General features: G+C 39.7%; 20 protein-coding genes, 2 tRNA genes and 1 rRNA gene. 7 read left to right on the top strand and 16 right to left on the bottom strand.

All coding sequences use genetic code 11. The features are described 5' to 3' along the window. Positions 1 to 339: 339 nt before the first annotated feature. The 4 genes from T357_RS0115945 (at position 340) to T357_RS0115925 (ending at position 4,498) form a co-directional block, all read left to right on the top strand. A complete protein-coding gene (locus T357_RS0115945; RefSeq protein WP_031554777.1) occupies positions 340 to 2,367 on the top strand; it encodes a glycoside hydrolase family 3 protein in 2,028 nt (675 codons plus the stop codon). Positions 2,368 to 2,388: 21 nt separating this feature from the next. Further along, entirely contained in the window at positions 2,389 to 2,544 is a 156-nt protein-coding gene (locus T357_RS21285) for a hypothetical protein (protein WP_155991501.1), read from the top strand. A gap of 236 nt (positions 2,545 to 2,780) precedes the next feature. Beyond that, entirely contained in the window at positions 2,781 to 3,548 is a 768-nt protein-coding gene (locus T357_RS0115930; RefSeq protein ID WP_031554775.1) for a PrsW family glutamic-type intramembrane protease, read from the top strand. Positions 3,549 to 3,646: 98 nt separating this feature from the next. Next, positions 3,647 to 4,498, top strand: coding sequence for a TMEM43 family protein (locus T357_RS0115925; RefSeq protein ID WP_031554773.1), 852 nt, complete (start codon positions 3,647 to 3,649; stop codon positions 4,496 to 4,498). A gap of 50 nt (positions 4,499 to 4,548) precedes the next feature. Here T357_RS0115925 and T357_RS0115920 read toward each other — a convergent pair whose 3' ends face one another. After that, positions 4,549 to 5,535: a WYL domain-containing protein gene (locus T357_RS0115920; RefSeq protein WP_031554771.1), complete on the bottom strand. Its 987-nt coding sequence runs from the start codon at positions 5,533 to 5,535 to the stop codon at positions 4,549 to 4,551. Positions 5,536 to 5,749: 214 nt separating this feature from the next. Between T357_RS0115920 and T357_RS0115915 the strand changes: the two genes are divergently transcribed. Together T357_RS0115915 and T357_RS0115910 are read left to right on the top strand one after the other, a co-directional pair. Beyond that, on the top strand, positions 5,750 to 6,967 hold the full coding sequence (locus T357_RS0115915; RefSeq protein WP_031554769.1) for an RtcB family protein: 1,218 nt from the start codon (positions 5,750 to 5,752) through the stop codon (positions 6,965 to 6,967). A 356-nt stretch (positions 6,968 to 7,323) separates the two neighbouring features. Further along, complete coding sequence (locus T357_RS0115910) at positions 7,324 to 7,584, top strand: hypothetical protein (RefSeq protein WP_031554767.1); 261 nt, start codon at positions 7,324 to 7,326, stop codon at positions 7,582 to 7,584. A gap of 333 nt (positions 7,585 to 7,917) precedes the next feature. Here T357_RS0115910 and T357_RS0115905 read toward each other — a convergent pair whose 3' ends face one another. The 11 genes from T357_RS0115905 to T357_RS0115855 form a co-directional block, all read right to left on the bottom strand. Further along, positions 7,918 to 8,265: an EamA family transporter gene (locus T357_RS0115905; RefSeq protein ID WP_031554765.1), complete on the bottom strand. Its 348-nt coding sequence runs from the start codon at positions 8,263 to 8,265 to the stop codon at positions 7,918 to 7,920. Between the two features lie 188 nt (positions 8,266 to 8,453). Beyond that, positions 8,454 to 8,780 (bottom strand): PTS lactose/cellobiose transporter subunit IIA, encoded by a 327-nt coding sequence (locus T357_RS0115900; protein ID WP_031554763.1) that lies wholly within the window; start codon positions 8,778 to 8,780, stop codon positions 8,454 to 8,456. 162 nt (positions 8,781 to 8,942) lie between these two features. Further along, positions 8,943 to 10,205, bottom strand: a complete 1,263-nt coding sequence (locus tag T357_RS0115895; RefSeq protein ID WP_031554761.1) for a hypothetical protein — start codon at positions 10,203 to 10,205, stop codon at positions 8,943 to 8,945. A 35-nt stretch (positions 10,206 to 10,240) separates the two neighbouring features. After that, positions 10,241 to 11,275, bottom strand: a complete 1,035-nt coding sequence (locus T357_RS0115890) for a ligand-binding sensor domain-containing protein (RefSeq protein ID WP_031554759.1) — start codon at positions 11,273 to 11,275, stop codon at positions 10,241 to 10,243. Between the two features lie 58 nt (positions 11,276 to 11,333). After that, positions 11,334 to 11,957 carry an ATP-binding cassette domain-containing protein gene (locus tag T357_RS0115885; RefSeq protein WP_044917204.1) on the bottom strand — a complete coding sequence of 208 codons (624 nt, stop codon included), beginning with the start codon at positions 11,955 to 11,957 and terminating at the stop codon, positions 11,334 to 11,336. A gap of 77 nt (positions 11,958 to 12,034) precedes the next feature. Beyond that, positions 12,035 to 13,579 (bottom strand): ABC transporter permease, encoded by a 1,545-nt coding sequence (locus tag T357_RS0115880; RefSeq protein ID WP_031554756.1) that lies wholly within the window; start codon positions 13,577 to 13,579, stop codon positions 12,035 to 12,037. Continuing rightward, positions 13,548 to 14,672: an extracellular solute-binding protein gene (locus T357_RS0115875; RefSeq protein WP_049962500.1), complete on the bottom strand. Its 1,125-nt coding sequence runs from the start codon at positions 14,670 to 14,672 to the stop codon at positions 13,548 to 13,550. The genes T357_RS0115880 and T357_RS0115875 overlap by 32 nt, the downstream gene beginning before the upstream one ends. Positions 14,673 to 14,796: 124 nt before the next feature. Next, positions 14,797 to 15,435: a hypothetical protein gene (locus T357_RS0115870; RefSeq protein WP_031554753.1), complete on the bottom strand. Its 639-nt coding sequence runs from the start codon at positions 15,433 to 15,435 to the stop codon at positions 14,797 to 14,799. 111 nt (positions 15,436 to 15,546) lie between these two features. Beyond that, complete coding sequence (locus T357_RS0115865; protein WP_031554751.1) at positions 15,547 to 18,585, bottom strand: MFS transporter; 3,039 nt, start codon at positions 18,583 to 18,585, stop codon at positions 15,547 to 15,549. Positions 18,586 to 18,632: 47 nt separating this feature from the next. After that, positions 18,633 to 19,559 (bottom strand): zinc ribbon domain-containing protein, encoded by a 927-nt coding sequence (locus T357_RS0115860; protein WP_031554749.1) that lies wholly within the window; start codon positions 19,557 to 19,559, stop codon positions 18,633 to 18,635. Positions 19,560 to 19,795: 236 nt separating this feature from the next. After that, the gene (locus tag T357_RS0115855) at positions 19,796 to 20,572 is read right to left on the bottom strand and encodes a hypothetical protein (protein ID WP_139297933.1); all 777 of its coding nucleotides are present in this window, start codon (positions 20,570 to 20,572) and stop codon (positions 19,796 to 19,798) included. A 743-nt stretch (positions 20,573 to 21,315) separates the two neighbouring features. Here T357_RS0115855 and T357_RS0115850 point away from each other — a divergent pair. Continuing rightward, positions 21,316 to 22,434 carry an SLC13 family permease gene (locus tag T357_RS0115850; protein WP_031554745.1) on the top strand — a complete coding sequence of 373 codons (1,119 nt, stop codon included), beginning with the start codon at positions 21,316 to 21,318 and terminating at the stop codon, positions 22,432 to 22,434. 161 nt (positions 22,435 to 22,595) lie between these two features. Here the strand turns inward: T357_RS0115850 and T357_RS20540 are convergent, their stop codons facing one another. From T357_RS20540 to T357_RS0115830, 4 genes are all read right to left on the bottom strand, one after another. Then, positions 22,596 to 23,741 carry a GGDEF domain-containing protein gene (locus tag T357_RS20540; protein WP_197027364.1) on the bottom strand — a complete coding sequence of 382 codons (1,146 nt, stop codon included), beginning with the start codon at positions 23,739 to 23,741 and terminating at the stop codon, positions 22,596 to 22,598. A 223-nt stretch (positions 23,742 to 23,964) separates the two neighbouring features. Beyond that, positions 23,965 to 24,037, bottom strand: a tRNA-Thr gene (locus T357_RS0115840). Positions 24,038 to 24,041: 4 nt separating this feature from the next. Continuing rightward, positions 24,042 to 24,114 (bottom strand) — tRNA-Asn (locus tag T357_RS0115835). Positions 24,115 to 24,206: 92 nt separating this feature from the next. Further along, positions 24,207 to 24,455 (bottom strand): 23S ribosomal RNA (locus T357_RS0115830); the annotation flags it as partial.

Genomic DNA, 24,455 nt, shown 5'->3' with positions numbered 1-24,455 from the left:
TTTAAAAAAAAGGCAGCTATGTTTTGGATCTGCATTTTGGCAGGAAACATAGCTGTCTTTTTTTGATCTTTTTAAAGGTTTTGCTTAATTTGAAATAAACCATTTATCTACTGGCATATGCGGCGAGAAAGTAGCCTTTGACATGGAGACCGGATTCCTCAGTGCTCTCACCGGAGATATCCCTGTGAGCCTGGGCGAGTGTTTTTTATTGTGATAAAACGCATTATTTGCGGTAAAATAAAAGATATATATTTTTTATGAGTTTGATTCTGAAGATGCATAAAAAAGAAAATAAATGTAATTTCAGAATAAACGGTAGGCGTTGGTGGAGGGATGGGAATGAAAAAGAATCATATTAATCGTAAGATATTATCACTAATAATCATAACGGGCAGTTTGATAAGTGCTCTATGTTTAAGTGGATGTTCAAAAAAAGAAGATTCAAAAAAAGAAGGTTCTGAAATAGATGGAATTATTTCAAACATGACAATGGATGAAAAAATTTCACAGATGATTATACCGGCCATAAGAACCTGGGATGGTGAAAACGTCACAGATATAGATGACAATCCGGAACTAAGAGCCGCTTTGCAAAAGCATCAGTATTGTGGTGTCATTCTTTATGGTTCTAATATCATAGATAATGAACAGGTATATAATCTTGTGAAGGATCTTCAGGATAATAATAAACAGTCCGACAACGTTTCGGTTCATATCCCTTATATTATGCCTTTGGATGAAGAGGGTGGGATTGTCGTAAGACTCACATCCGGAACCAGAATGACAGGAAATATGGCAATAGGCGCAACAACGGATGCCGAAGGCAATGCCTTAAAAACAGGAGAGATAATAGGAGAAGAATTAGCAGCGCTAGGTTTTAATACAGATTTTGCACCGGATATCGATGTAAACAATAATCCTTCTAATCCTGTCATTGGAACAAGATCATTTTCAGATGATCCGGAGGTAGTTGCAAAACTCGGTAAGTCATTTGCAGATGGATTGAAGGAAAAAAATATAATTGCGACATATAAACATTATCCCGGGCATGGTGATACTGAGACTGACAGTCATATAGGGACTCCTTCAGTTGAAAAGACATATGACGAAATAAAAGAAGTTGAATTGGTTCCTTTTAAAGAAGCAATAAATAATGGTGCGGATATGATAATGACTGCACATATTACCTATCCATTGATTGATGATGAAGTAACATTTGGCGATGGAGTTACAAAAGGATATTATCCGGCCACTATGTCCAGGAAGATGATCACTGACATTTTGCGTGACGATCTGGGCTTTAATGGAGTAGTTGTTACAGATGCATTGGAAATGGAAGCAATAAGAACTGCGGGACTTGTAAAAGGCGAGGAAGGTACTGTGGAATACGGTATCAATGTAGCCAGAGAAGTCATTAATGCCGGTGTAGACATTCTTTTGATACCGACAGACCTTAATAATGAAGATGCTGCTGCCTATTATGATGACTATATAAATGGAATATCTGAATTGGTTAAGTCCGGAGAAATCAGCTCAAAGAGAATTGATGAGAGTGTAAGACGTATATTGGTAATGAAAAATAAATATCATATTTTTGATATTGACGGCGGAAGCATAGATGAGAGTGAAGGCAAAACCAATTCTGAAAATCATATTGAAGAGGTAGGCTCTAAAGCACATCATGAGGATGAGATGGAAATTGCCAGAAAAGCAATAACTTTGTTGAAGAATGATGAAGATCTTATTCCTTTAGCACAAGATAAAAAGGATATTGTTTTCCTTGGAAGACAAAAGAACGATTCATGCACAATTAATTATGCTATTGATGAAATGAAGAAAGAAGGTCTTATTTCTGAAGATAGTAATATAAGTGTTGAGTATTATTATGATTCTTCTGCAGATGTAAAACTTAATTATACAGATGATATGAAAAATAAAATATCAAGTGCTGATATAGTTATTGCATTTTCATATGCATCAGGCAGCGCTTTTTATGACAAGGAGAATCCACAATACATAGCGCTTCATTCTGCACTGAAGGACGTTCATGATAATGGAGGTAAATTTATCCTTCTGAGTGAAAATCTTCCTTATGATGCAGCGGTCTATAGTGATGCCGATGGTATAGTTCTTTCGTATATGGGTTCGGGACTAAATATAGATCCTACAGATAAAACTTCTGATGGAGTTAGTAAAGGTGCCATTAATGCAAACATCATCGCCGCTATCGAAACTATTTTCGGTTACAATAAACCAAATGGTAAACTTCCGGTAAATGTACCTGAACTTACTGAGTTGGAAGATGGCACATATGGTTTTGGCTCAAATTATCTGTATGAAAGAGGCAGTGGATTATTAACGGAATAGAACTTAAGTTTGAAATGAAAAATGGAATGGGAAAAGTATGTAGACCATGCAAATCATGACCTCTTTGGCAATGCAGGTGAAACCTCTGACTCCATAAGGATTCTGTCGGATGATGAACTTGACATGGTATCTGCTGCGGGAGGTATAGCAGAGAGACATAATTTTCTTAATCAGTAAGGAAACACTTAACTGGGCATTTGAAAAATGCGGGCATCTTAGGATAGATACACATGGAGATAATGTTGTAATGCAGAATCTTCTAAAGAAGCTTGGCTTCACAAGATGTGGGACGATCTATGTTGAAAAAGACGATTATCCAAGGATTGCTTTCGAAAAGATCCGGGATTAACCAAAATATTAAAGGATACGAAGAGAACGTATCATTTTCAATCGTTTATTTTAGGAGGACATACATGAATCTTTCTACAGCTTTATCTTTAATCATTACGGTTTTTGTATGCGGAATACTATATTACAGGATGGTTAAAAGAGAAATCCCTGAGCCTATTGGCTGGATACAGGCCCTTGTACCGATTGCCTTAGGTATGGCCACGATGGAAATCTCAGGTTTTATAGGAGTTAAGCTCTTTTTTGCAAATACTGCATTAAGGACTGCAGTTGATCAGATGCCTTCATTAATGGGATCGCTTGTAAGTGCCTTTATGGCCGCCGGCATGCCGGAAGAAGTTATCAAGTTTATTGCAATCATCTTGTTTGCCACAATCTTTAAACCAAGACTGAAAAACGTTTATGAATATATACTTTTAGGAGCAGCTGTTGGATTTGGATTTACGATAATGGAAGAAATGGCATACTCAGGTGATGATACTTGGATGGAGATTATATATATGCTCCTTAGAAAGGTATCAGTTCCTGCCCATATGGCTTTTAATATGTTGATGGGCGAGTTTATCGGAATTGCAAGGTATAGGAAGGTTTTAAAAAAAGAATCTTCGGTCAGCTATTATATTATCGCTTTATTTGCACCGATAATTATACATACGATTTACGATGCCTTCACAGCTTTAAACAAGTTTATTGTAAATCCGGACAGTTTTGTTTCCGGGATTATATTGGTTCTGGTAGGGTATATAGGATTGCCAGTGTGGATCATATATATGCTGATAAGATGCAAAAAAAAGACAGGTGATTTTTGCAGCATGATTCTGTTGCCGGAATAGATTATAAATACAATATATTTAAATGAGACTGTAAGCTATATTTAAACCCTTTTTGTTTTCAGAGTTTTCGCATTATGACAATAACGGTGGTATAAAACATGATAAAAAAATTAATTGGTGTGGTGTTAATACTCGTAGGCGGATTCTTCACGTTTGCAGCTACAAAAGCTGTTTTTGCCAATCCTGCGACTGTAAATCAACTGGAAGAAGCTCCGTTCATAACCGACGGCAAGGTGGATCCTGCTAATGAAGGAAAAGATATCATATTGCTGGTATCAACTGATTTAATTGATAATGCTGAAGATTATGAACTTGGTTTGAGATTTAAATATCCGGTGATTCATCGTGAAGTTGAAGAGCTGAAATATGACGGTGTGGATCAGATCAAATGGGAACGTTTATATAGTTTTAACAATGAAGAAGCATTAACTGATGAGGTTTTCTTCGGAAACATAAACGGTCTTGAGTACGAGGTTGACAGCAGTTTGTTGATCAGTCTTGGAGGAAATTCAAAACAACTTCAAAGAGCTGATTACAATAATGAGGATCTTCAGGCTCTTTTTGATGAAATTCAGGGTCTTCGTGCCGAAGAATATAATGATATTCTCTATATAACAGATACTGATTCTAGGTATTTTAAAAACTGTGATGAAAAAAAAGCTTCTGACCTATTGTGGAATGATTATACCGAACAGGTAGGTGCCATAAGGATAAGCTACCGCGGAACCGTAGTTGATAACATTGATTCAATTGCTCTTATTGGCAAGCAGGCAGGTAATCGGCTTGAAAAATCCGATACCATTGATTCTATATCTTTCTTTGAGAATATTCACAGTAAAGAAGAACTTATGAAAGAACATAAGAAAACTTCTGTATTTGGTATCGGATTTGGTTTGATTGTGAGTATAGCTTTATTATTGTCCGGTGTATTCCTTATTGTTAAGAGTTAACTTGATTACAATGGACAAGAAAGAAAAAGAATTAAGCAAGTTTCTGAGTCTTATTTACTGTATTCCCTTAACCCGTAGTAATAGTATTTTCTGATCCGTTCTTTTAATGTCTCCGGCTCCAGCACCAGAGCATCCCGGCCAAAACGCTTGAAGTATTCCTCGAGCTGCAGTTCAGGCCAGTCGAAATGATACAGGTCGCCTTCTGTCTTTGAAACGATAGGTCTGTTCTTGGTCACGACCTTGAACTTTTTAATGCCGAATTCCGTCAGTCTTACAACTGCATGCACATCAGGTGATACTGAATGAGGGCTCCGGATGGCCTTCTCTCTAAGTTCCTTTAAGATCCCGTCATCAATACTGAATGTGTCTTTTGTCACAAAAACACTCCTTAATCTTGAAATCCTGAAGGTCCTTAGCTTTTGGATAGCCTTATCATTACATAGAAGGTAGTTACACTGTTCTTCTTTTGATGGAGCTATAACATAGGGCTCAACAAAGTAAGACTGTTCTTCTCCGGAGGTAGTATTGGTGAATGACATTATCCGGTGTTCTTTAAGCGCTCTTTTTATATCATCATAGGTGTCTTTAAAGATGATAGCCTCTCTTTCGCTCCTTGGAATCGACAGGTATGACTTGAACATGTCCTTCAGATACTGGGAAAGGGAGGTATCCTTCAGCAGGTTATTCTCTATGATCCTGATAATTCCATAGGAAGATCCGCTGACTGTAAGACTTAGGGCAATGTTTTTTGTGCTGTGCCTGTCATCGGGTTTCACATAGGTACTTATGATCTTTTCAGCCAAAAGCTCTGCATCTTTGCCCGTCATTGATGTCATACTCTTAAGGTCATTTGTGATGTTTAAGAGAAGATGTTCACTGTCGTGCCGGTACTGATCAAAATAGTTCACTATCAGAGTTTTAATAAAGGCATTAAGGTTTACTGAACCATCTTTTTTTGTAAATTCAAACAGCTCCGCATCATTTATGAGTCTTGTCCTGGTATCTTCAGAAAGATAGATCTTATATTTTTCAGTCATGATGACCTCTCTTATTTGGGGTTGTAATCTAGTGGTATTATAACAAATAATCCTATAAATATATATATAATTGGGGTTGTAAAGCTCTTTCAATCTGCATCTATTTATCACCTTAGTATTGGGTTAAGATTAAAACACAACAGAAAGACACATACAGCAATAATCTTCATAAGGCCGGGATAAATAGTTCCGGCTTTATGTGAAAGGAACAGATATGAAAGCAATAGAGATAAAAGGAAAAGTCAATACAGCGCTCTGCTATGCGAAGGTTGTAGAAGACGAGGCAATAGAGCAGATAAAAAGAATGTGTGATTTTCCAATGACCGAAGGCTCAAAAATCAGGATTATGCCTGACGTACATTCAGGTAAAGGATGTACTATCGGTACCACAATGACAATAAAAGACAAAGCAGTACCAAATGTGGTCGGGGTAGACATTGGGTGCGGGATGTACACCGTTAACCTCGGGAAAAAGGATATCGACCTTGAGAAGTTTGATATGGCTGCTTTTTCAATACCTTCCGGAATGGACGTCTGGGAAGGAAGAATCGAGAGGTTTGATCTTACGGAACTAAGATGCTACAGGGAACTCAAGAATTCAAGGCGTCTTGAGAGATCCCTTGGGACTCTTGGCGGAGGAAACCATTTTATAGAGATCGACAGGGCAACAGACGGTACAAATTATCTTGTCATCCATTCCGGATCAAGGAATCTCGGCAAGCAGGTGGCTGAGATATATCAGACACTTGCTGTGGATCTCGACAAAGGGATCGGAGAGTATCTTGAGGCAAGAGAGGAAATCATAAGAACTTACAAGGAGCAGGGGAGACGCAAAGAGATACAGGCGGCGCTAAAAGAGCTCTATGATAAGAAATATAATGAAGGTCCAATGACAATGCCGGAGGATCTTTGTTATCTTACAGGCAGATATCTAGATGATTATCTACATGATGTAGAGATATGTCAGCGTTTTGCAAAGAGGAACCGTGAGAAGATGGCGGAGATACTTTTAGAGAAGACAGGACTATCATACGGTGAGGCATTCCATACAATCCATAACTATATAAATACTGATGAGATGATTTTAAGAAAAGGAGCAATTGCCGCACATAAGGGGGAGAAAGTTCTTATCCCAATTAATATGAGGGATGGTTCTGTTCTTGCCATAGGAAAAGGAAATCCCGAGTGGAATTATTCGGCACCGCATGGCGCCGGAAGGATAATGTCCAGAAGCAAGGCTAAGTACAATCTTTCAATGGATGAGTACAGAGAGTCCATGAAGGATGTTTATACAACTTCAGTGTGTGAGGCTACCATTGACGAGGCTCCTATGGCTTATAAATCACTTGATGACATCATTAATGTGATAAAGGAGTCAGTGGATGTGATAGAGGTAATGAAGCCGATTTATAATTTCAAGGCAGCAAATTAAGAATATCCAGGTCATATCTATAAGGTGTGGCCTGGATATTTTTTGTATAAACAGTTGAGTCGATTTACGATTTTTGAAGAGACAGTGACTATCAAATTTGATATTTATCAGATTCAGAAAAGAGTATGTAGTAAAAACGTAGCTGTTTCAGATGTCAATAGTTGGTATCCATCAAATACTCCGTAAATTCCCTAAAACTACCGTTCAAACGCTCAACTCTGACCGAATAGACATGAAAATCAACCGAATAAACAGGAAATATTGTAAAGGAAATATGGACATGATAGAGTCGAATCATCAAGAAACGGAATGAAGAATCAACGGAAGATTCTAAGAATAACAAGGAGGAAACCAAAATGTCAGATAATAAGAATATAGAGCTTAATGATGAAATGATGGCAAAGGTAACTGGCGGTGCTGAAGAGATGATAACAGAATCAATTCTCTTCAAGATCGGTGAAAGAGTAGTGTATTTGGATGGTGGAGCAATGATCGGAAAGATAAGGGATGTCTATCCAAATGAAAACAACATTTTGGATTCAAGATATAATGTAATATTCCAAAATGAAGTTAAGCGCAATATCAGACATACACGGTTAAGGAGAGTTAACAGCTGAATTTCAATAAAATTTTGACTCATACAGGAGGATAAGAATTTAGTTTTTCAATTAAAATGCACACAGTATGCAGCGTCACTTGAAAAGGTAAATGCTTAATTTCGGGGTATTATCAGTTTTGCAAAGGTAACTGCATAAAGGTAACTGCATAATACAATTATTTCGCAAAACCCTTGTTTAACGAAATGATTAGGAGAGATAATAGGAAATTTCCGGTTGGCCCGGATGTTTCGGCAATATTTAATTGTTGCCGAAGCTTCACGATGTGCAAGAGAATAATTTATTCCATCGTGACCCTGTGCAATACCGTCACACTTATGAGGTTGGATGCACTTACTTTCCATTTGGAAGCCCAATCTGCATCTCACTAATGACAGCGGACCCAATAATCATTATTGCACCTATGATCCCTACGATATTTAGCGGTTCCTTCAAAAGGAAAGCTGAAAACAACAATGCAGAAACCGGATCGATGTAACTAAGTATGGCAACCGACTGCGCTCTCAATCCATCCATGCTTCCGAAATAGAGAACATATGCAATTCCTGTATGAACAAGTCCTACGATAAAAAGCAGTATGATTGTAGTCAGGTCGAGTCTTACTCCGTAGAATCCTCCTTTTACTACTATGTATGGAATCATGACCATACCTGCGAAAAACAGCTGAATAACAACTACCATAATCTTGTTCCGGTCCGGATTTTTTCATAAAAAAAGGGCCCTAATCAATCGATTGATCAGAGACCTTTTCCCATATTGCAATGCTATTTAAACATGAAATTATATGTCAGTACTGAGAGAAAAACGTAAGAAAAGCACATCTACCATACCTTAATGTCTGTGTATTTTCTGGAACTATCAAAATTTCACTATAACCTTTTATACAGCTCTACAAATTCAACTGCCATATCTTTTATGGCCATGGCGTCCATCAGAATATCCTGAGCATGTACCATCATAGACATCATAGGAATATACTCACCATTTATTTCCGATTGAATCATAGCGGTCTGAATCTGATGTGCCTCAAGAAGAGTTTCGTCACAATTTTTAAGTAATTCATCAGCTTCTTCAAAATTCCCTTTTTTTGCAGCCTGAATTGCCTTCAGAGCATTATCTCTGGCCTCTCCGCCATTTACGATCATTCCCATGAGCATCTCACTATAATCGTCTTCATTGAAATTATTAATATCCATACACTTCTCCTCATAGTTCATCTATACGGTTTACACTACTATTCTATCGATTCATTTTCATAATTATATTACTAAAAAAATACGAAGATATCTTTTATTTTTCCTACAGTCGTTCAATAGTCATTTCTATTGATTCTTCTTCGAGAGAATTGCAAGTATTTATCAATCCCTTATAATAAGTTCATCTGCATTATCCAGCCACGCTGCAGTACCGTCATCATTAGCAAGTATCAAAGCTCCATCGTCTCTCTTTTTCCAATGAAGTTCATGATCAATATAACGGTTGCCCCCATAGGAACCTGAACCAAGATTTGCAGCCTGATCGAAGCGATCGGTATATTCGTGTTCATTAAGTTTTGAACTTCCGTCAGTTAATATCGTGAAAATGAACCAGTCATCATCCTTGAAGCTGAATCCATAGCCATTCTCAGTCTTGTTCATGCTGAGACGTCCCACATCATTTTTATACTGCTCTTTAACAGTAATAGTGCCGTTGCGGCTTTCTTCCCGATAATATTCTTCCTTATATTCTATAAAGAAATCCTCAAAGGGCTTTCTTACATATCTTTCGTATTCGGTATTTCTTCCGTTGCATGTAACTTCAATGTAGTAAGGCCCCATGCTATCCGGAGCAAATATATCTTCTTTCAATGTTCCGGGATGCTGACAGAGTGAAACATATCGAAAATACAGTCCTTCCGTTTTGTTAAGACTGTCAAAAAAAGCCATATTATATTTTTGAAGATCGCAATCTTCGGGAATGGTAATGTCTCCTTTCACGCATATCACAGGTCTCTTATCCGACTTCTTTACAAATTCATCTATAAGGACGCATGCCTCCTGATTCCAGTTTATGATATCGTCTTCATTTCGGTTCAGAAATTCCCTCATTCCTTCGGGATCTGCTTCGGTCAGTGCAATTACGAGTTCTCCCGGAAGCATTTCAACATCCACAGACTTTTCATCATGTGCCTTTCCTTTGCGAAAGAGCGTTGCCTCCTGCTGCATGGAAACATTAAACCCTCTGAAACTGCACTCAGGACTTTTCCCGGAAAGCTTAAGAGCTTCAAGAATATAGGGCTTTACCCTCTCGGTAAGAAAATTCATATCTCCTTCGAGAAATACTTCCCCGTTTTCAATCTTAACCTCATACTTCCGGTCCATTTCCCCGTCATTAAAGCTTCCGTCAACAATATCCGAAAGATAATAGGGACCACTGGGATACCTCTCAACGTAAGCCTCCGCTGAAAGCACTTTTGACCCGGGAATGTATTCATCCAGCCAGGCCTGCATTACCGCACTGCCCTTTTCCTCCATCTCTGTTTTTTCAGATTCTTCATACTGCGGTCCATGACAGCTTGAGAATCCAGATAAAATGATCACAGAAAAAATCATCGTAATGAATAAGATTACTCTTTTGTTCATATCTCTTTATCCTTCCAACTGGATTATATGTAAATTTAAATCTTATCCCACCTTGTCAGTCCGTATTTGCATCCAAAGAAATAACAGCTGTCACATTCGATGATGCATTTGACCTCATTATCTGAAAGTCCGTTTTCCTGGCTCAGAATCTGTCCTTCAAGTGGAGTAGTATTAAGCTCTTCAGGATTCTTAAGAATGATGATTCCTTCCGCTTCTGTGGTGATAAAGAGCCGTCCGGCGGAATCCATGAACAAGTCCCTGACCTTCATCCCCGGAATACCGTCATTCTGATCCAGGTTAGCGGTTATAGTCCATTTTTCATCTGTTTTTTCGGCAATACTTAAACCTCCGTATATCATCTGACCGCTGCCAATGAGAACTTTGGTGTCTGAAAGCGGAAGTATCGCATTTATGTAGCTATGGGGAATACCGTCGTCAACATTCAGATAAGTCCATCCTGCATCCGAAAAAATGCTTATGCCTCCCTTTTCCCTTGCAAGATAGGAACCAAACCACAGTTCATCACCAACTTTCTTTATGACCTGAACCACATCTTCTGAGAGTCCCGACTCTGTTGTCAGTATTTCGTCCACAACCCAGGATCCTTCCCTGAGACTTAAATGCGCGGCTCCGTTCTGACTTCCTGCCCAGAGACCGTCTTCATCTGCCAGAAGTGTATTTACGCGGCCTTGGGGGATTTCAGGGGAACTGAATCTATATACCTCATTATACTCCATGTCAAATGCACTTAAACCGTCCTCATGTCCTACCCAGATGAGACCGTCCTCCGTCTTTGTAATCATGGCGGAAAAGATCATATGTATATCCGGATCCAGCTTTTTTATCGTTTCACCGGTATCTCGATTGATAATGAATACACCTTCTCCCGTACCTGCCCATACCTCATCCCCGTCGTCAAACAGTGCTGAGATTTCCGTACCTGCCATAAGTACCGTTAATGCTTCATCCTTTTGCGTCACCGGTTTTCTCGTTAAGATCTGATAGGCGATACCTGAAATTATGAGCAGTCCGAATATTATTACAAGTATCAATATGCTCTTTTTATTCATACTTATCTCCAGTCCTACACCTTAGTACTGCGGCGCAAGTAGTACTTACATGCAGTTTTCACAGTATGTGGCCCTCTTCCATATATAGGTGTCTGTCACAAAACGCCAATGCTTCTGCTTCACTGTGTGTCACCAAAATGGCTGAACATTTTCCCTCACAGAGCTCCCTGGTGCGTTTGATAATGTTTTCCTTCAAGTCTTTGTCAAGATTCGAGAAAGGCTCATCCAACAGCAAAAGCTCTCTCTCACAGGCAAGGGCTCTTGCAAGAGCAGCCCTGCGGGCCTGTCCTCCGGATATCTGATATGGGTAGCGCTTAAGTAAATCACCAATTCCGTAAGCATCCGCAAGTTCCCTGACAGTCTTATCCCTGTGTTCCCTGTCTTTGTGAGGACATCCGAAAAGGATATTTTCACTTACCGTCATATTATTGAATAACAAACTGTCCTGGAACACCATAGATACTCCTCTTTTGTGAGGAATACAGGAAAGCGGTTCGTTATTCTTTGTGATGGTTCCTGAATCAGCCATTATGATACCGGCGATAATCTGAAGAAGCGTTGATTTACCGCAGCCACTCTCTCCCTGTATGGATATAAGCTCACCATCATCTATACTAAGGGAAACATTATCCAAAGCCCTTACTGATGGGTATTCTTTTATTATACCTTTTATCTCGAACATATTGGTCTCCATTCCCTCATAAACGATAGGAGGCACAGATAAAAATCACTAAACTGATTCTAACCACTGTACCCACATTACCAATTGGAAATATTTCTTCTTTGAAACCACTTTGAAAGTGAACATACAGTTCCCATCATCACCAGGCTCACCACCATCTGCATCATGCAGAAAGCCGTCACCTTCTCTGAGGAACCATAGTGAAGATAGTTATATATCTTAACAGACATAGGTTCCCTTCCTGGCATCATTAGCACAAGGGAGGTCCCCACATCCCCAAGGGCAAGCAAAAAAACTGTTATGCCTGCAATGATAAGTCCCGGCACCATTAGCGGAAGCTGTACCCTCAGGAATGCACTGCCCCTATGGTTTTGCAGAAGCTTCGCTGCACGAATCCTGTCACGGTCTATCCTTAAATAACAGCCGTATTGTATGAGCACAGCAAATGGCATATAACGTATGGCCAGGCCTAAGCCGGGAAATAATGCTCCGTTCCTTAAAACATATAAAGACGTTGAACTGAAGAGTTTCAAAACTCCTATGCCAGTCAAAACCCCCGGAATACACAAGGGAAGCACGGCAATCACCCAGACAATGGTTTTAAAGCTCATATCATCTTTTGAGAGCAGCAATGCCATTGCCGCCGAGGGCACAGTCAGGATAAGCACAGCAATCAGCCCGGAAATACAGGAATTCCATAGCTCTGAAGATGCCGAAATCAGATCATCGCCCAAATTCTGCATAGAAGGAATAAATGAAATAATCGGAAGAATGATCTGAAGTAATGTCAGTAAAACAGCAGTCACTCCTGCCGCCTTCAGCCACTTTGAATAAGCAGGTTTTATCCCTGTCTCAGCCTTCATGGTATAGGAAATATTCTTCAAAGGCAGAAGTGAAAATATGATTACAACAGCAGATGTAAGCATTAGCGGAAAAGAAAGATACAAAGAATGTACACTCTGTCCCGCCGCCGAGTAATCGCTGAATATCTCCATGGAATAAACATTAACCTGAAACAGTGACGGTATTGAATAATCTGTGATGGATAAAACAAATATGATAGCACCGATGGCCAGAAGCCAGGGGAGCTGTTTTGGGAATATCACTTTGAAAAAGACTTTGTCTGCATTGTCAAATAACAAAGCTGCGGACCATTCCTTTTCATTAACCTGATCAAGAGCGATAAGTGCCGCTGCACAGGCAAAAGGCAGGTATACGAAGGTCTCCACCACAACACAGGGAAATATTCCTGCCATTCTGTATCTCAAAACCTCCGGGAAGTATCTTCCCATGAACCTGAGAAAATTCATGTACGAAAGTGCATAAATATATGGCGGTACCGGCGCCAGTGTGAGAAAAAACCAGCGCAGCAGCGACCGCCTGCTAAATTCCGTATAAATCCACAGTGACGCAAAAACCGAAATCATAAGGCAGATCGCCACAGTGAAAAATGCTATCACGAAAGAATTGACCATCAATCCTGCCCTGCGAGCGTTTAGAGAGACTTCTCCCTCAAGTCTTCCCGAAATCATAAAGCAGATTACGGGAAGAAAAGTAAGCAGCATATACACAAGGCATACTGTTGTGATTTTACTGTACTGAAAATATTTCCTGCATGTCATTGCTTGCTGTCTCCAGCATATCATATACTTCCACAAGGTTTACATTCATACCTTTGACTTTCAGGCCCTCGACCGGTGCATCCGGTCTTATGGACAGATCAAAGAATCCCATATCGATAAGCTCCTTCTCCATGTCCAGAGAGATAATGTAATCAATGAATATCTTTGCATTATCTTCATTGGGAGCGCCCTTTATCATGGCTACGGTATTGGGGGTGATCAGGTTGCCGAGGCCTCCCTCCTCCTGATCGGTGAAACACATTTCAACGGGAGCACCATCTTCCAAAGCTTCCTTGGCATCATCAGTGTCGGTATAACCTATCTTAACCTGACCGGCAGCAGCCATGTCCTTGGTTACGGAATTTCCGTCCACTACCTGTACTCCGCTGTCCTTAAGCTTCTGAAAGAATTCCTTGCCCTTTTCTGCACCGATAGCTGCATAAATGGCAGCCGCCTGAGTACGAGTGGTACCGAACATGGGGTATGCTATAGCTATCTGATCTCCCTCATATTTCCCATTTGTAAGGTCAAATATTGATGCCGGATAATCCTTTTCTTCGAGAAGATCCGTGTTCACAAGCAAGGTTCTGGCTCTTCCGCCAAAGGCCGTCCAGTACCCGTCCTTATCTTTATAGGCATCAGGAATATCAGAAGCTACAGGCGAAACATACGGTGCCAATGCTCCCTGTTTCTCGAGTTCTATGGTCTGGGCAAATTCATTGTTCCAGAATACATCACACACCGGATGCTCCATTTCCATGAGTATCTTGTTTGTTAGTCCCGTGGTTTTATTTGCTTCAAGATCATATACAGGGTTCACCTTTATTCCGGTGGCTTCTTCAAATTCCTTGAAGATTTTTTCTGAATGCACCTGATCCACGGCGGTGTAGATATTCACTTCGCCTGAACCCTTTGGAGGTTCTGTTTCGGGCTTTGGAGCTTCTGTTTCAGGCTTTGGAGCTTCTGTCCCGGCTTTTGCCGCTTCGGTTTTTACTCCTTCAGTCTCAGTTTTTGTTGTATTGCCCGCACATCCTGTCAGCAATACAGCAACCAGTCCTGCCGCAAACATTCCTCTGATTCCGATTATTTTCATTTTTCCTTCCTCCCCAATATATTGTTTTTTTAGCCTTGATATACGGCATTTACAAACCTATCTGTCCAACTTTTTTATTGATAATGTTTTTTAGTTTCTCTTTGCAAACAGACCGGGGCTAATGTTAATTCATTCCGCAATAGTCCAAACGTTCCAAAACCGTTTGAGTATTCGTTTCGATCAACGGCTCCGAAGAATTCCTAATTTCGTTTCTTGTTGCCGCTGTTTTCATTGCAAGCCCAGGGGTTCTAAGCATCCTATATACTTTTGCTGCATCTTCATCCCTGATTTCTGCTCCGTTGACAGGGTTCGACCCCGGTTTCATGAAATGCCCTGCACGATAAATAATATCTTCAGCAAGCATTTCCGAATCCCTTTCAAATGCAGCAACAAATTTCTCAGGATCATCGTGCATCTCTTCCAGCTTGTCCATTACCATCTGATATGCTACCGGTACCAGTGCCTGCCGTATCTCGTAAATTCGTTTTTCCTGTGCCCCGATAAGTTCAAGATACTTGCTTCCCTCCGGCACAAAGAGAAAATTAATTTCTTTTGTGCAGGTGTTTGCAAGACAGATCTCACCGGATTCTTCAAAGGTCACAAAATAGAGCCACCCGCTTGGTTCAGTAGTTTCATCATACACCCTTCCCATTTCACGAAGGTCGTCAATGCTTAGCCATGCTCCCGTGGAGATATCCTGCCAGGGACCTGCCACGGAGCTAACGCTCTCTACAGCTTCCCTGAATGATTTATATCCTTCCATAACCGTCCTCTCTTTTTTGGGAACGTCACCCGGTTGAAATTCTACTTCTTCTTCGGCTGACGCTGCATATCAGGTTTTCATAGAAAACCTGATACAAACTCCTGGATACTTTTAAAGTGGCTGCTGTGCATTGCTTCTGATGGCATCTCTGTATTCCTGGATCTTTCTTTCTTCAGCAAGCCTTGCATTCTCCGCCTTTCTGTTGGCAAGATCCTTCAGCATTTTTTCATTGTGTTCCTTGGTAAGATCGCGTTCGTACTTGCCCATCTCTCCGGTAACCTTGTCATAAATATCCTTAGATTCATTTTTTATAGCATCAGTGACAAGTCCAAATGCTTCTTCTGCCTTCTTATTCTCAACCCATGTATCATTTCTTAATTTCTCCAGGGACTCAAGACCTTTCTTAGACATTCCGTTCTGTTCGGCTCTTGCCATATTGGCAGTATCATTCTTAAAGGTTTCCATACGGTTTTCTTTCTGCATATCTTTGACCTTATCAGCCAGATGATCAATTCCACCCTTGACGCCTCCGTTAAAGGCCGCAGAACCAACTCCGTCACTCCAATCCTTTCCTTCTTCAAGGTTGGACCAGACCTTCTTGGCAGCCTCACCGGATGCTCCACCTGTAATCTTATCCATCTTATCTGTCACATAATCAACAGTTCCGTTAAACGCTGCCTTCTCCAGACCGTCGTTCCATTTCTTTCCCTGCTCAAGATTCTTACAAACCTGTTTTGATACTTCGCCGCCTACTTTTCCGGTAAGCTTAGCACTCCAATGCCAGCCATCTCCGCCCATAACTCCTGCTGCTTTGTCAATACACATTTCTGCAGAGGTCGAAAGGAAAGCCTTCCCCATCCCTTCGGCGCCCTTGCCGTCAGCATATGCCTGACTCATATTGGAAGCATACTTCTTTGTTATGTCGTATATATCCTTGATTTTAGTATTACCGGTAACATAGGAAAGTCCGGTCAGACTATAGTCAGCAACCTTCTCGGTTACTTCCGCGATTTTTGTCATCTTGTCCCAGTATTCACCATCGGCTTTATATTTTTCCGCATCCTTCCAAGCTTCTCCTATGGCCTTCTCCATGGCCTTCATGATGGATTCCTTATTATCAAGCTCGCCACCGTATTTCTGCCACATCTTGAAGAGTTGCTCAGCTTCTCTTTCTTCCTTTGCCTGCTGAGCTTCCCATTTCCATTTATCCTCAAGGTACTGCATGCCATCTCTGGAAAGCTTGGAATTCTCTATACGCTGTCTTTCAAGCCATTCCTGAAGGCCTTTGTTGGCATCCTGGTAATACTGTGTATTGGAGGTAGCATTATCATAGCTTATAAGCAGATCTTCAAGGTCATAATAATTACCATTCTCACCTATATACCTTGGGTTACCATTTTCATCATAACCTACGAGACCATACTTCTCTCGCTTTCCCGTTATAGGATTTACGAAGCTTACATCGCCTTCATCATTAAGGCTCCATTCCTTCGGCCTTTCAGGGAAATCATATGGATTCTGAGACGGTGCAGGCGGAACCGGCTCCGGTGGTATATAATCTATTATTCCAGGCGGCATTGGTGGAATGATCGGCCACCCAAACAGGATAGCCAAATCCCAGAAGAACGGTGGTAAAAAGGAACTTCCGAGGGACTTTGGGAATCCGTTATTATGCATGAGGCCACTTAATGTCCTTCCCGATTCGGACCATCCGTTATCATCCGCGAATGCAGTAATGCAGTTAAAAAGCATTGCCCCAAAAGCCACTACGATCATCATCGGAATCATATTCATGGCCTGCTTGCTGCCTCCGCCTCCCAGAACAAAGATCGCCGCAACAAGACCGGCACTTACAAGAAAACGGAAATAAAAATTATAATTAAACAGAAACCATAGTATGACATTAATAGCCGAGTACATAAACAAACCTACGGCCATATAATACATGATCAGCATGCCTTCGGAAAACAAAGGTACTTTAGTTTTACTGCCATTGTGAAGTCTGCCGTCTGCTGAACGCAAGCGGAAAAACAGATATCCGATATCACTTTGACCTCCCTGTCCAAAAGAAAAATATAAAAGTACAGCAAACACAGGTACTGCAAAAGGATTTCTGATTATGAATCCGAAAATCACAGCGCAGCACAGTCCTAAACGCATATAAATATTATTGGAAAGATTTGAGAGATCTATATAACCGTTGGTGGTGGCTAACTCTTTTGCATTTTCTGCCATCCTCTGTCCATCAGACATGGCTTGATTGTTGGGCATGCCCTGGTTGTTTTGCATTCCCTGATTATATGGCATCCCATTATTAGGCATACCTTGATTGTAAGACATTCCCTGATTTTTGGGCATTCCTGTCCCCGGGCCTGAATTTGTTTTATTTGCAGTCGGATTCGGCTGCACGCCCAATGCCTTCTCATAATGATCCCTCATGGGTATGGCACTTGAGAAATCTTCGGATATGGCTTTGGAACCACCCTGTTTTCTTCTCATGAGCAGTCTGGGAAACAATAGGCCAAGCGCGAAGGTCAGTGGAGCTACAAGATTGCCGGTCAGTGAAAGGCCGGCAGTTTCAAAAGGAGTAACCCCTTTATAGGCTGAGCCTGAATATACTCCTCCTCCGATAAGGTATGGAATAAAAGAAAGACTTCCCCATGGGCCTCTTCCAGCCCACATGGTATCATTAATCACAGACCAGAAATAAACATTGAAAATAGTGGTCGCTATTGTAACGACCAACATCATCACCAGCATTGCGGGCAGATTCTTGAAAAATCCCGTTATCCTTTGCTTTATCTCTGCCTTAATCAAAGCCATATATGATCTGGGGGCTTTCGGATCTGCACAATATTGCCGAAATGTAGGTTCCTGGAATCTCAGATCATTAATACTTCTTTGTATATTTTGATTTCCGGCAACACCATTATTGGCTTGCCGGTTACCGGGATTGCTATTGTACTGTCCGTTCTGATATCCCGGATTATTGTTGTTTTGACTGCCCTGATATCCGTAGCCAATATTACTGTTTTGCCAGTTCTGATTCCCGGAATTTATATTATTGTTTTGTCCGTTTTGATGCCTGGGATCAATATTTTGTCCACCCTGGTATCCGGGACCGGAATTATTGTTTTGGTTCTGAAACATCTATATTCCCTCCGGTTTGAACATATTACGATAGATACCGCGTATAGTTACCTGGGTACGGAAGCCCCGCATCCGGGACAGAACCGCGAATTCGGACCCAGCTGGTATCCGCACTGTGGACAGAACAGCCGCTGATCGTTCTTAGGCATGATACGAGGCTGCTCTCCGGGCTGAGGAATTCCCTGCGGCGGTACGTTTGGCTTTCCCATGCCCTGCGCCTGCATATTAGAATACGGCATACCCTGTGGAGGTACATTTGTCTGTCCCATGCTCTGCGTCTGAATATTCGGATACGGCATGCCCTGTGGAAGTACATTTGTCTGTCCCATGCCTTGCGCCTGCATATTTGGATGTGCCATTCCCTGCAGTGGTACGTTTGTCTGTCCCATGCCCTGCGCCTGCATATTTGGATACGACATACCCTGTGGCGGTACGTTTGTCTGTCCCATATCCTGTGCCTGCATATTTGGATATGACATACCCTGCGGAGGTACGTTTGTCTGTCTCATATCCTGTGACTGCATATTTGAATATGGCATACTCTGCGGTGGTATGTTTGTCTGTCCCATGTCCTGTGCCGGCATATTTGGATACGGTATACCCTGTGGAGGAATATTTGGCTGTCCCATGCCCTGTGTCGGCTGAACACTCTCAGATGGCGTCTGTGGCTGCATATCATTTTCTAATTCCTGCTTAAGACGCACCACTTCCTTATCATATGTATTCCCTTCAAGAGGGATAAACAACCATCTGACAAAATACTCATATCCTGAGGATATTCCGATGGCACCTTCTGTCGAAACAACATAGAACTGCCCTTCTTTCAGGCTTCCTTCCTCTTCTTCGTCAGACAATGCAAATGCAAACAAATCCCTCGCATTAAAAAAATTGTCGTCTGTTCCTGCCAGTCTCCACGCGAGACATACCGGCATTGCATCTCCCAAAGCACTCATAAGATTTTTATAATGTTTCATATTCCCCGCTCCGTTTATTGTTAGTCTTCTAAAAAACATATTACCCGCTTTTTGAAAATTATACCTGCACCTGAAATATGGCTGATTATTGCCGTAATATACGGAATAAACCTTACTTTAATAATAAATAATTCTATAATATTATAATATATAAAAATAATTTTCACAATTAAAAGGCACACATTTGATTCTGCATCATCAGTTTCAAATGTGTGCCTGCAACAGTTTAAAACATCTTAAGTTGTATGAATAATTTCTTTTAGGAAACTACAAAATCGATTCAGTGTCTGATCACTTGGATTATTGTAATAATTGCATTGAAGCTCATACACATCCTTTTTATTGTCAATTATTCCTTTTCCTGAGATTACGGTATCTTTTTTTCTTATTTTGAAATGCTTCTTATAATCTTCAAAAAACAATTCATTATATCGATAGCTGTTCAGATATTTATGCGCTGTGGCTCCTCTGAGAAGAACTACATCATTAATTTTTTTGAATTTTTCTGGATTATTCTTCTTGAATTCCCATGAGTTCATCTGAAAATCCATAATGCTATCGTCCAAATCATTCTTTTTACTTTGATCACTGTCTCCAAATGACTTAGACACTCTGTCACATATATCGATTATAACCTTTTCCCGGATACGTCTTTTATCTACAAGATATTCAAATTTATACGGATAATATGTATTGATATACTTTTTCAGACTAATGTTCCATTCCCCTGCTATCTCCTTGTAGCTTTCAGACGATGCAACACCCAAATCACATTTTTCCGTAAATATGACAGACTTCTCCTGCTCCACCTTGTCGATCATATAAAAATCTTCCGTTTCAAAATAAATGGCGATTTCAGGTATAGATGGAGTTATAAGAAATGCATTAATAAATGCAACATCCATATAGTCAGCATTAACACAATAAACCGCATCAAATCCCAGATACCTGTTTATCGCCTTATCGACAGTTGTTTCGAGCCAGTCATAGGGTTGGAAAGTCAAAAATCTCATGTTAAAACCTGAAAAAACAACAATGTTTACAACATTAATATCGATTAAAACAAGAGGTTTTATAAATATGATTTAAAAGAATCAGGTATTTATATCCTGAAAACCTTTTTAGTTCACACTGATTACCATTTCGCCACCATTTCATAAAAACAGCACATAAAACCGTATACCAAAAAGTCAAAGGCCCTAGCATCTATGCGCTTCAGATGCTAAGGCCTTATCCTTTCGTGTGGTCTTCTCATAAATAACCTCACATTCTATATATTTTATGTACAAAGAAGATACGATACCCCGAAATCAAATCAACACTCAAAAATCTAAACTCAATTCATATTTCCAACTATTGAACAATTATGAGTATCTCAAATCTTCTTGTAAAAGAATAATAACATGCGAAATATTTTCCGTCAATTGTATTTTTACAGAATTTATTTTTATTTTATATTGTTTAAATCCATCTTTATAATTGTCATTTTTAATCAGTATCCCATCTTTTGTGTCACGGAAAACCTGTTAATTCAAAAACCTCTTGTAGATTAATCGATTATACTGTGCAATACTATACAAAGCTTTTTTATATGCCAATTGTTTGAAAAATGTTCGATTCAAAATAATCCGAATAAATTGATTTCAATGTCAGATAATATATAAAAAAACAGCGTTAACAGATGCCTAATAAAACTGGTATCTGTATTTCAGAAATATACCGCTAAAATCTGTGGTCTTGAATGAGGATAAATTCTATGGACAAATTAAAGATTTTTATTAAGAAAGAAATAGTACTTGTTATATCAATGATGCTGGCTGCAGTTTCATGTTTTTTTGTCTGTCCCGACAGCCTTTACTTTAGTTATATTGATTACAGAACCCTGGTTATCCTTCTATCCCTGATGATAACCATGGCAGGTTTCCAGAAACAGAATGTATTCAAACAAATAGGTGAATTCCTTGTAAACAAGATGAGCTCTTCGAGAGGAGTGATCATCATCTTTGTGGCACTCTGCTTTATTTCCAGCATGTTCATTACAAATGACGTGGCTTTGCTGACATTTGTGCCATTTTCAATTATCACATTATCGATTGCCAACAGAGAAGATCTGTTTATCAATACCATCGTGCTTGAAACCATAGCCGCAAACCTGGGAAGCATGCTCACGCCCCTTGGGAATCCGCAAAATCTGTATTTATATTCATTATCAAATATGGTCATAGGCGAATTTATCATGCTAATGCTTCCCTACAGCATAGCAGCCGCCATCGTACTCTTTATTTTTTGCATTTTCTGTATCGATAAAAAGAACATTGCCCTGACAGAAAAAACAACATATTCCAGAACCACACATGACAGGAACCTTATACTCATGTATTCTGTTTCCTTTTTATTGTCTATACTTGTGGTTGCTCATGTTATTCCTTATCAGGCAGGCCTCTTGATTATTTTAGCTTCTGTTCTTATATTTGACCGCGAAATAATTTTTAAGCCGGACTATTCTCTGATCCTGACTTTCGTTTTTCTGTTTATATTTATAGGAAACATTAAGAGGATACCTGCCTTGAATGATATGCTTCATACCATTGTGAACTCACACGAAATCAGCACTTCTATCATTTTAAGTCAGTTCATCAGCAACGTTCCGGCAGCAATATTATGTTCCGGTTTTACATCTGACATATCGAAGCTTATCATCGGAACCAATGTCGGCGGACTTGGAACACTCATTGCCTCAATGGCAAGCCTTATCTCGTTTAAGCAATATGTAAAAACAGAAAATGCAGATACGAAAAAATACATCACCGTTTTCACTGTATATAATTTAGTATTTTTACTGGTAATGATTGCTGTAATCTTCGTATTTCGTTAAAACCAACGATTTCCAATCATGGAAGCCACGCTAACCTTGAATAACTAAGTATAATCCGTATATAGTCTTTTTATCAAAAGAACCGCTCTAATCCGGTATCAGTTCTTAGAATTGATACCGGATTAGAGCGGTTTAATAGAATTCAAAATAATCTATATTTATTATTCAACTCGATTTTTTCTACGATCATGCGCCATATAATATTTCCTTTTTTCTTCGTGCATTTTTCCTTCTATAACTTCTAACAGTTTATCCAGTTCTATCTGTTTCATGTCAAAAAAATCATAACCGATAGAAACAGATACATCGTAAGGATGCTTGCTAAACTTGTTTGCATTTTCAAGATTTTTATTAATGCCTTCGATACATTTGTCTGCAACAACTGATTCTGAAGTATTCAATAAAATGATGAATTCATCACCGGAATAACGTATGACACTTCCGCCGGAACCTACGCATGTACGTACTGCATCAGCCACCATTAGCAAGGCATTATCCCCTTCAGAATGGCCATATTTATCATTAATATGTTTAAACCCATTGATATCCATCATCATAAAGCAAAAGCTTCCCAGCTTTTCAAAACAATGACTGAAACGATCCAAATAATATCTGTTATATAATCCGGTAAGTTTATCTATACAAATATTTTCATTTTGTAAATTAATAAACATTAAAACAACACTTACAGCGCACCCGGACCATATAATAGATATTTCGGTAAATAACAATTGCAAAACAAGAGAAATAATAATTGGGAAAAAGAATTGAAATACAGGGAAAAATGTCTTAAATCCTGAATGCCTGAGTCCTCTGACATAAACCAAAATTCCGATAAAAAAGAAAAACAGGGCATAACCTATATATAGCCAGAAATATTGTCCCCTATAGTACTTACATGATGAATCAATAATAAAGATAACAGGGATGAATAGATTTATCACAAGTCCTGCAACACCTATTAGCGATATATAATTAATCAGAGATTTCAATAATTTAGATGGATTTTGATTTATATGCTGTTCGATTATCAGCACCCATAAAGGTCCAATGATCATTATCGAAAAATACAGCCAGAAATACCCTATGTAGGCGACAAACCTATAGGCAGTGATTTCATATACACCTAAAGAATTAACTATAGTATCAGTAATGCAGGATATTGTAATGACAACAGACAGCCAAAATAGATACCGATTGCAGCGATTTCTACTACTGCCATGGTATCTGCTGGCTAATACACCTATCATGAGCATTACACCCAGAAGATCTACGATATAAACTTCTTGAATATTTTTAATATCCATACATTCAAATAAACACAAACTGAAGACATATCGATAAGGGAGGCTAAAGAAAATAAAAAGCCGGATTATAAAATAATCCATTTCTTACATTTACCTAAAATTATTATCGACAAATTATATTTTTATATAATTACGATAAACAAAAGTGATATTGTAGACTTTCACCACAGATTGACGGCATGTCCGTTATACTAAAAAAACAGGGCTTATACCCTGTTTCAAAAGCCGGGATTCGGACTCGAACCGAAGACCTACTGATTACAAATCAGTTGCTCTACCAACTGAGCTATACCGGCATAACTCCTCCAGTTGGACTTGAACCAACGACACCGCGGTTAACAGCCGCGTGCTCTACCGACTGAGCTATGAAGGAATATTTATATGAAGTATCGTACCTTCAAAACAGCATACCATTTATGAATCATTCCCAGTAATCCATCTAAACCTCTAACCTTTCCAGCCTTTTTGGACAAGCCCTCGACCTATTAGTAACTATCACCTGAATGCTTTACAGCACTTACAGCTTAGCCCTATCTACCTCGTAGTCTTCAAGGGGTCTTACTCTTAACGATGGGATATCTCATCTTGAGGGTGGCTTCACGCTTAGATGCCTTCAGCGTTTATCCAGTCCCGACATGCCTACCCTGCACTGGAGTTGATCTCCAACAGGTCCAACAGAGGTCAGTCCATCCCGGTCCTCTCGTACTAAGGACA

The sequence above is a fragment of the Oribacterium sp. FC2011 genome (assembly GCF_000701645.1).
In the GTDB taxonomy this organism is placed as follows: Bacteria; Bacillota; Clostridia; order Lachnospirales; family Lachnospiraceae; genus Oribacterium.
Note: the sequence above shows the minus strand (reverse complement) of the source record. Positions and strands in the feature narration are given on the sequence as shown.

Bases quoted from the DNA above. Each gene is read 5' to 3' on its own strand.
- T357_RS0115885 (WP_044917204.1), bottom strand. From the start codon at position 11,957: ATGTTCGAGATAAAAGGTATAATAAAAGAATACCCATCAGTAAGGGCT.
- T357_RS0115920 (WP_031554771.1), bottom strand. From the start codon at position 5,535: ATGACTGAAAAATATAAGATCTATCTTTCTGAAGATACCAGGACAAGA.
- T357_RS0115910 (WP_031554767.1), top strand. From the start codon at position 7,324: ATGTCAGATAATAAGAATATAGAGCTTAATGATGAAATGATGGCAAAG.
- T357_RS0115945 (WP_031554777.1), top strand. From the start codon at position 340: ATGAAAAAGAATCATATTAATCGTAAGATATTATCACTAATAATCATA.
- T357_RS0115855 (WP_139297933.1), bottom strand. From the start codon at position 20,572: ATGAGATTTTTGACTTTCCAACCCTATGACTGGCTCGAAACAACTGTC.
- T357_RS0115905 (WP_031554765.1), bottom strand. From the start codon at position 8,265: ATGGTAGTTGTTATTCAGCTGTTTTTCGCAGGTATGGTCATGATTCCA.
- T357_RS0115870 (WP_031554753.1), bottom strand. From the start codon at position 15,435: ATGGAAGGATATAAATCATTCAGGGAAGCTGTAGAGAGCGTTAGCTCC.
- T357_RS21285 (WP_155991501.1), top strand. From the start codon at position 2,389: ATGGAATGGGAAAAGTATGTAGACCATGCAAATCATGACCTCTTTGGC.
- T357_RS0115875 (WP_049962500.1), bottom strand. From the start codon at position 14,672: ATGAAAATAATCGGAATCAGAGGAATGTTTGCGGCAGGACTGGTTGCT.
- T357_RS0115860 (WP_031554749.1), bottom strand. From the start codon at position 19,559: ATGAAACATTATAAAAATCTTATGAGTGCTTTGGGAGATGCAATGCCG.
- T357_RS20540 (WP_197027364.1), bottom strand. From the start codon at position 23,741: ATGGATATTAAAAATATTCAAGAAGTTTATATCGTAGATCTTCTGGGT.
- T357_RS0115850 (WP_031554745.1), top strand. From the start codon at position 21,316: ATGGACAAATTAAAGATTTTTATTAAGAAAGAAATAGTACTTGTTATA.
- T357_RS0115925 (WP_031554773.1), top strand. From the start codon at position 3,647: ATGATAAAAAAATTAATTGGTGTGGTGTTAATACTCGTAGGCGGATTC.
- T357_RS0115865 (WP_031554751.1), bottom strand. From the start codon at position 18,585: ATGTTTCAGAACCAAAACAATAATTCCGGTCCCGGATACCAGGGTGGA.
- T357_RS0115895 (WP_031554761.1), bottom strand. From the start codon at position 10,205: ATGAACAAAAGAGTAATCTTATTCATTACGATGATTTTTTCTGTGATC.
- T357_RS0115900 (WP_031554763.1), bottom strand. From the start codon at position 8,780: ATGGATATTAATAATTTCAATGAAGACGATTATAGTGAGATGCTCATG.
- T357_RS0115880 (WP_031554756.1), bottom strand. From the start codon at position 13,579: ATGACATGCAGGAAATATTTTCAGTACAGTAAAATCACAACAGTATGC.
- T357_RS0115930 (WP_031554775.1), top strand. From the start codon at position 2,781: ATGAATCTTTCTACAGCTTTATCTTTAATCATTACGGTTTTTGTATGC.
- T357_RS0115915 (WP_031554769.1), top strand. From the start codon at position 5,750: ATGAAAGCAATAGAGATAAAAGGAAAAGTCAATACAGCGCTCTGCTAT.
- T357_RS0115890 (WP_031554759.1), bottom strand. From the start codon at position 11,275: ATGAATAAAAAGAGCATATTGATACTTGTAATAATATTCGGACTGCTC.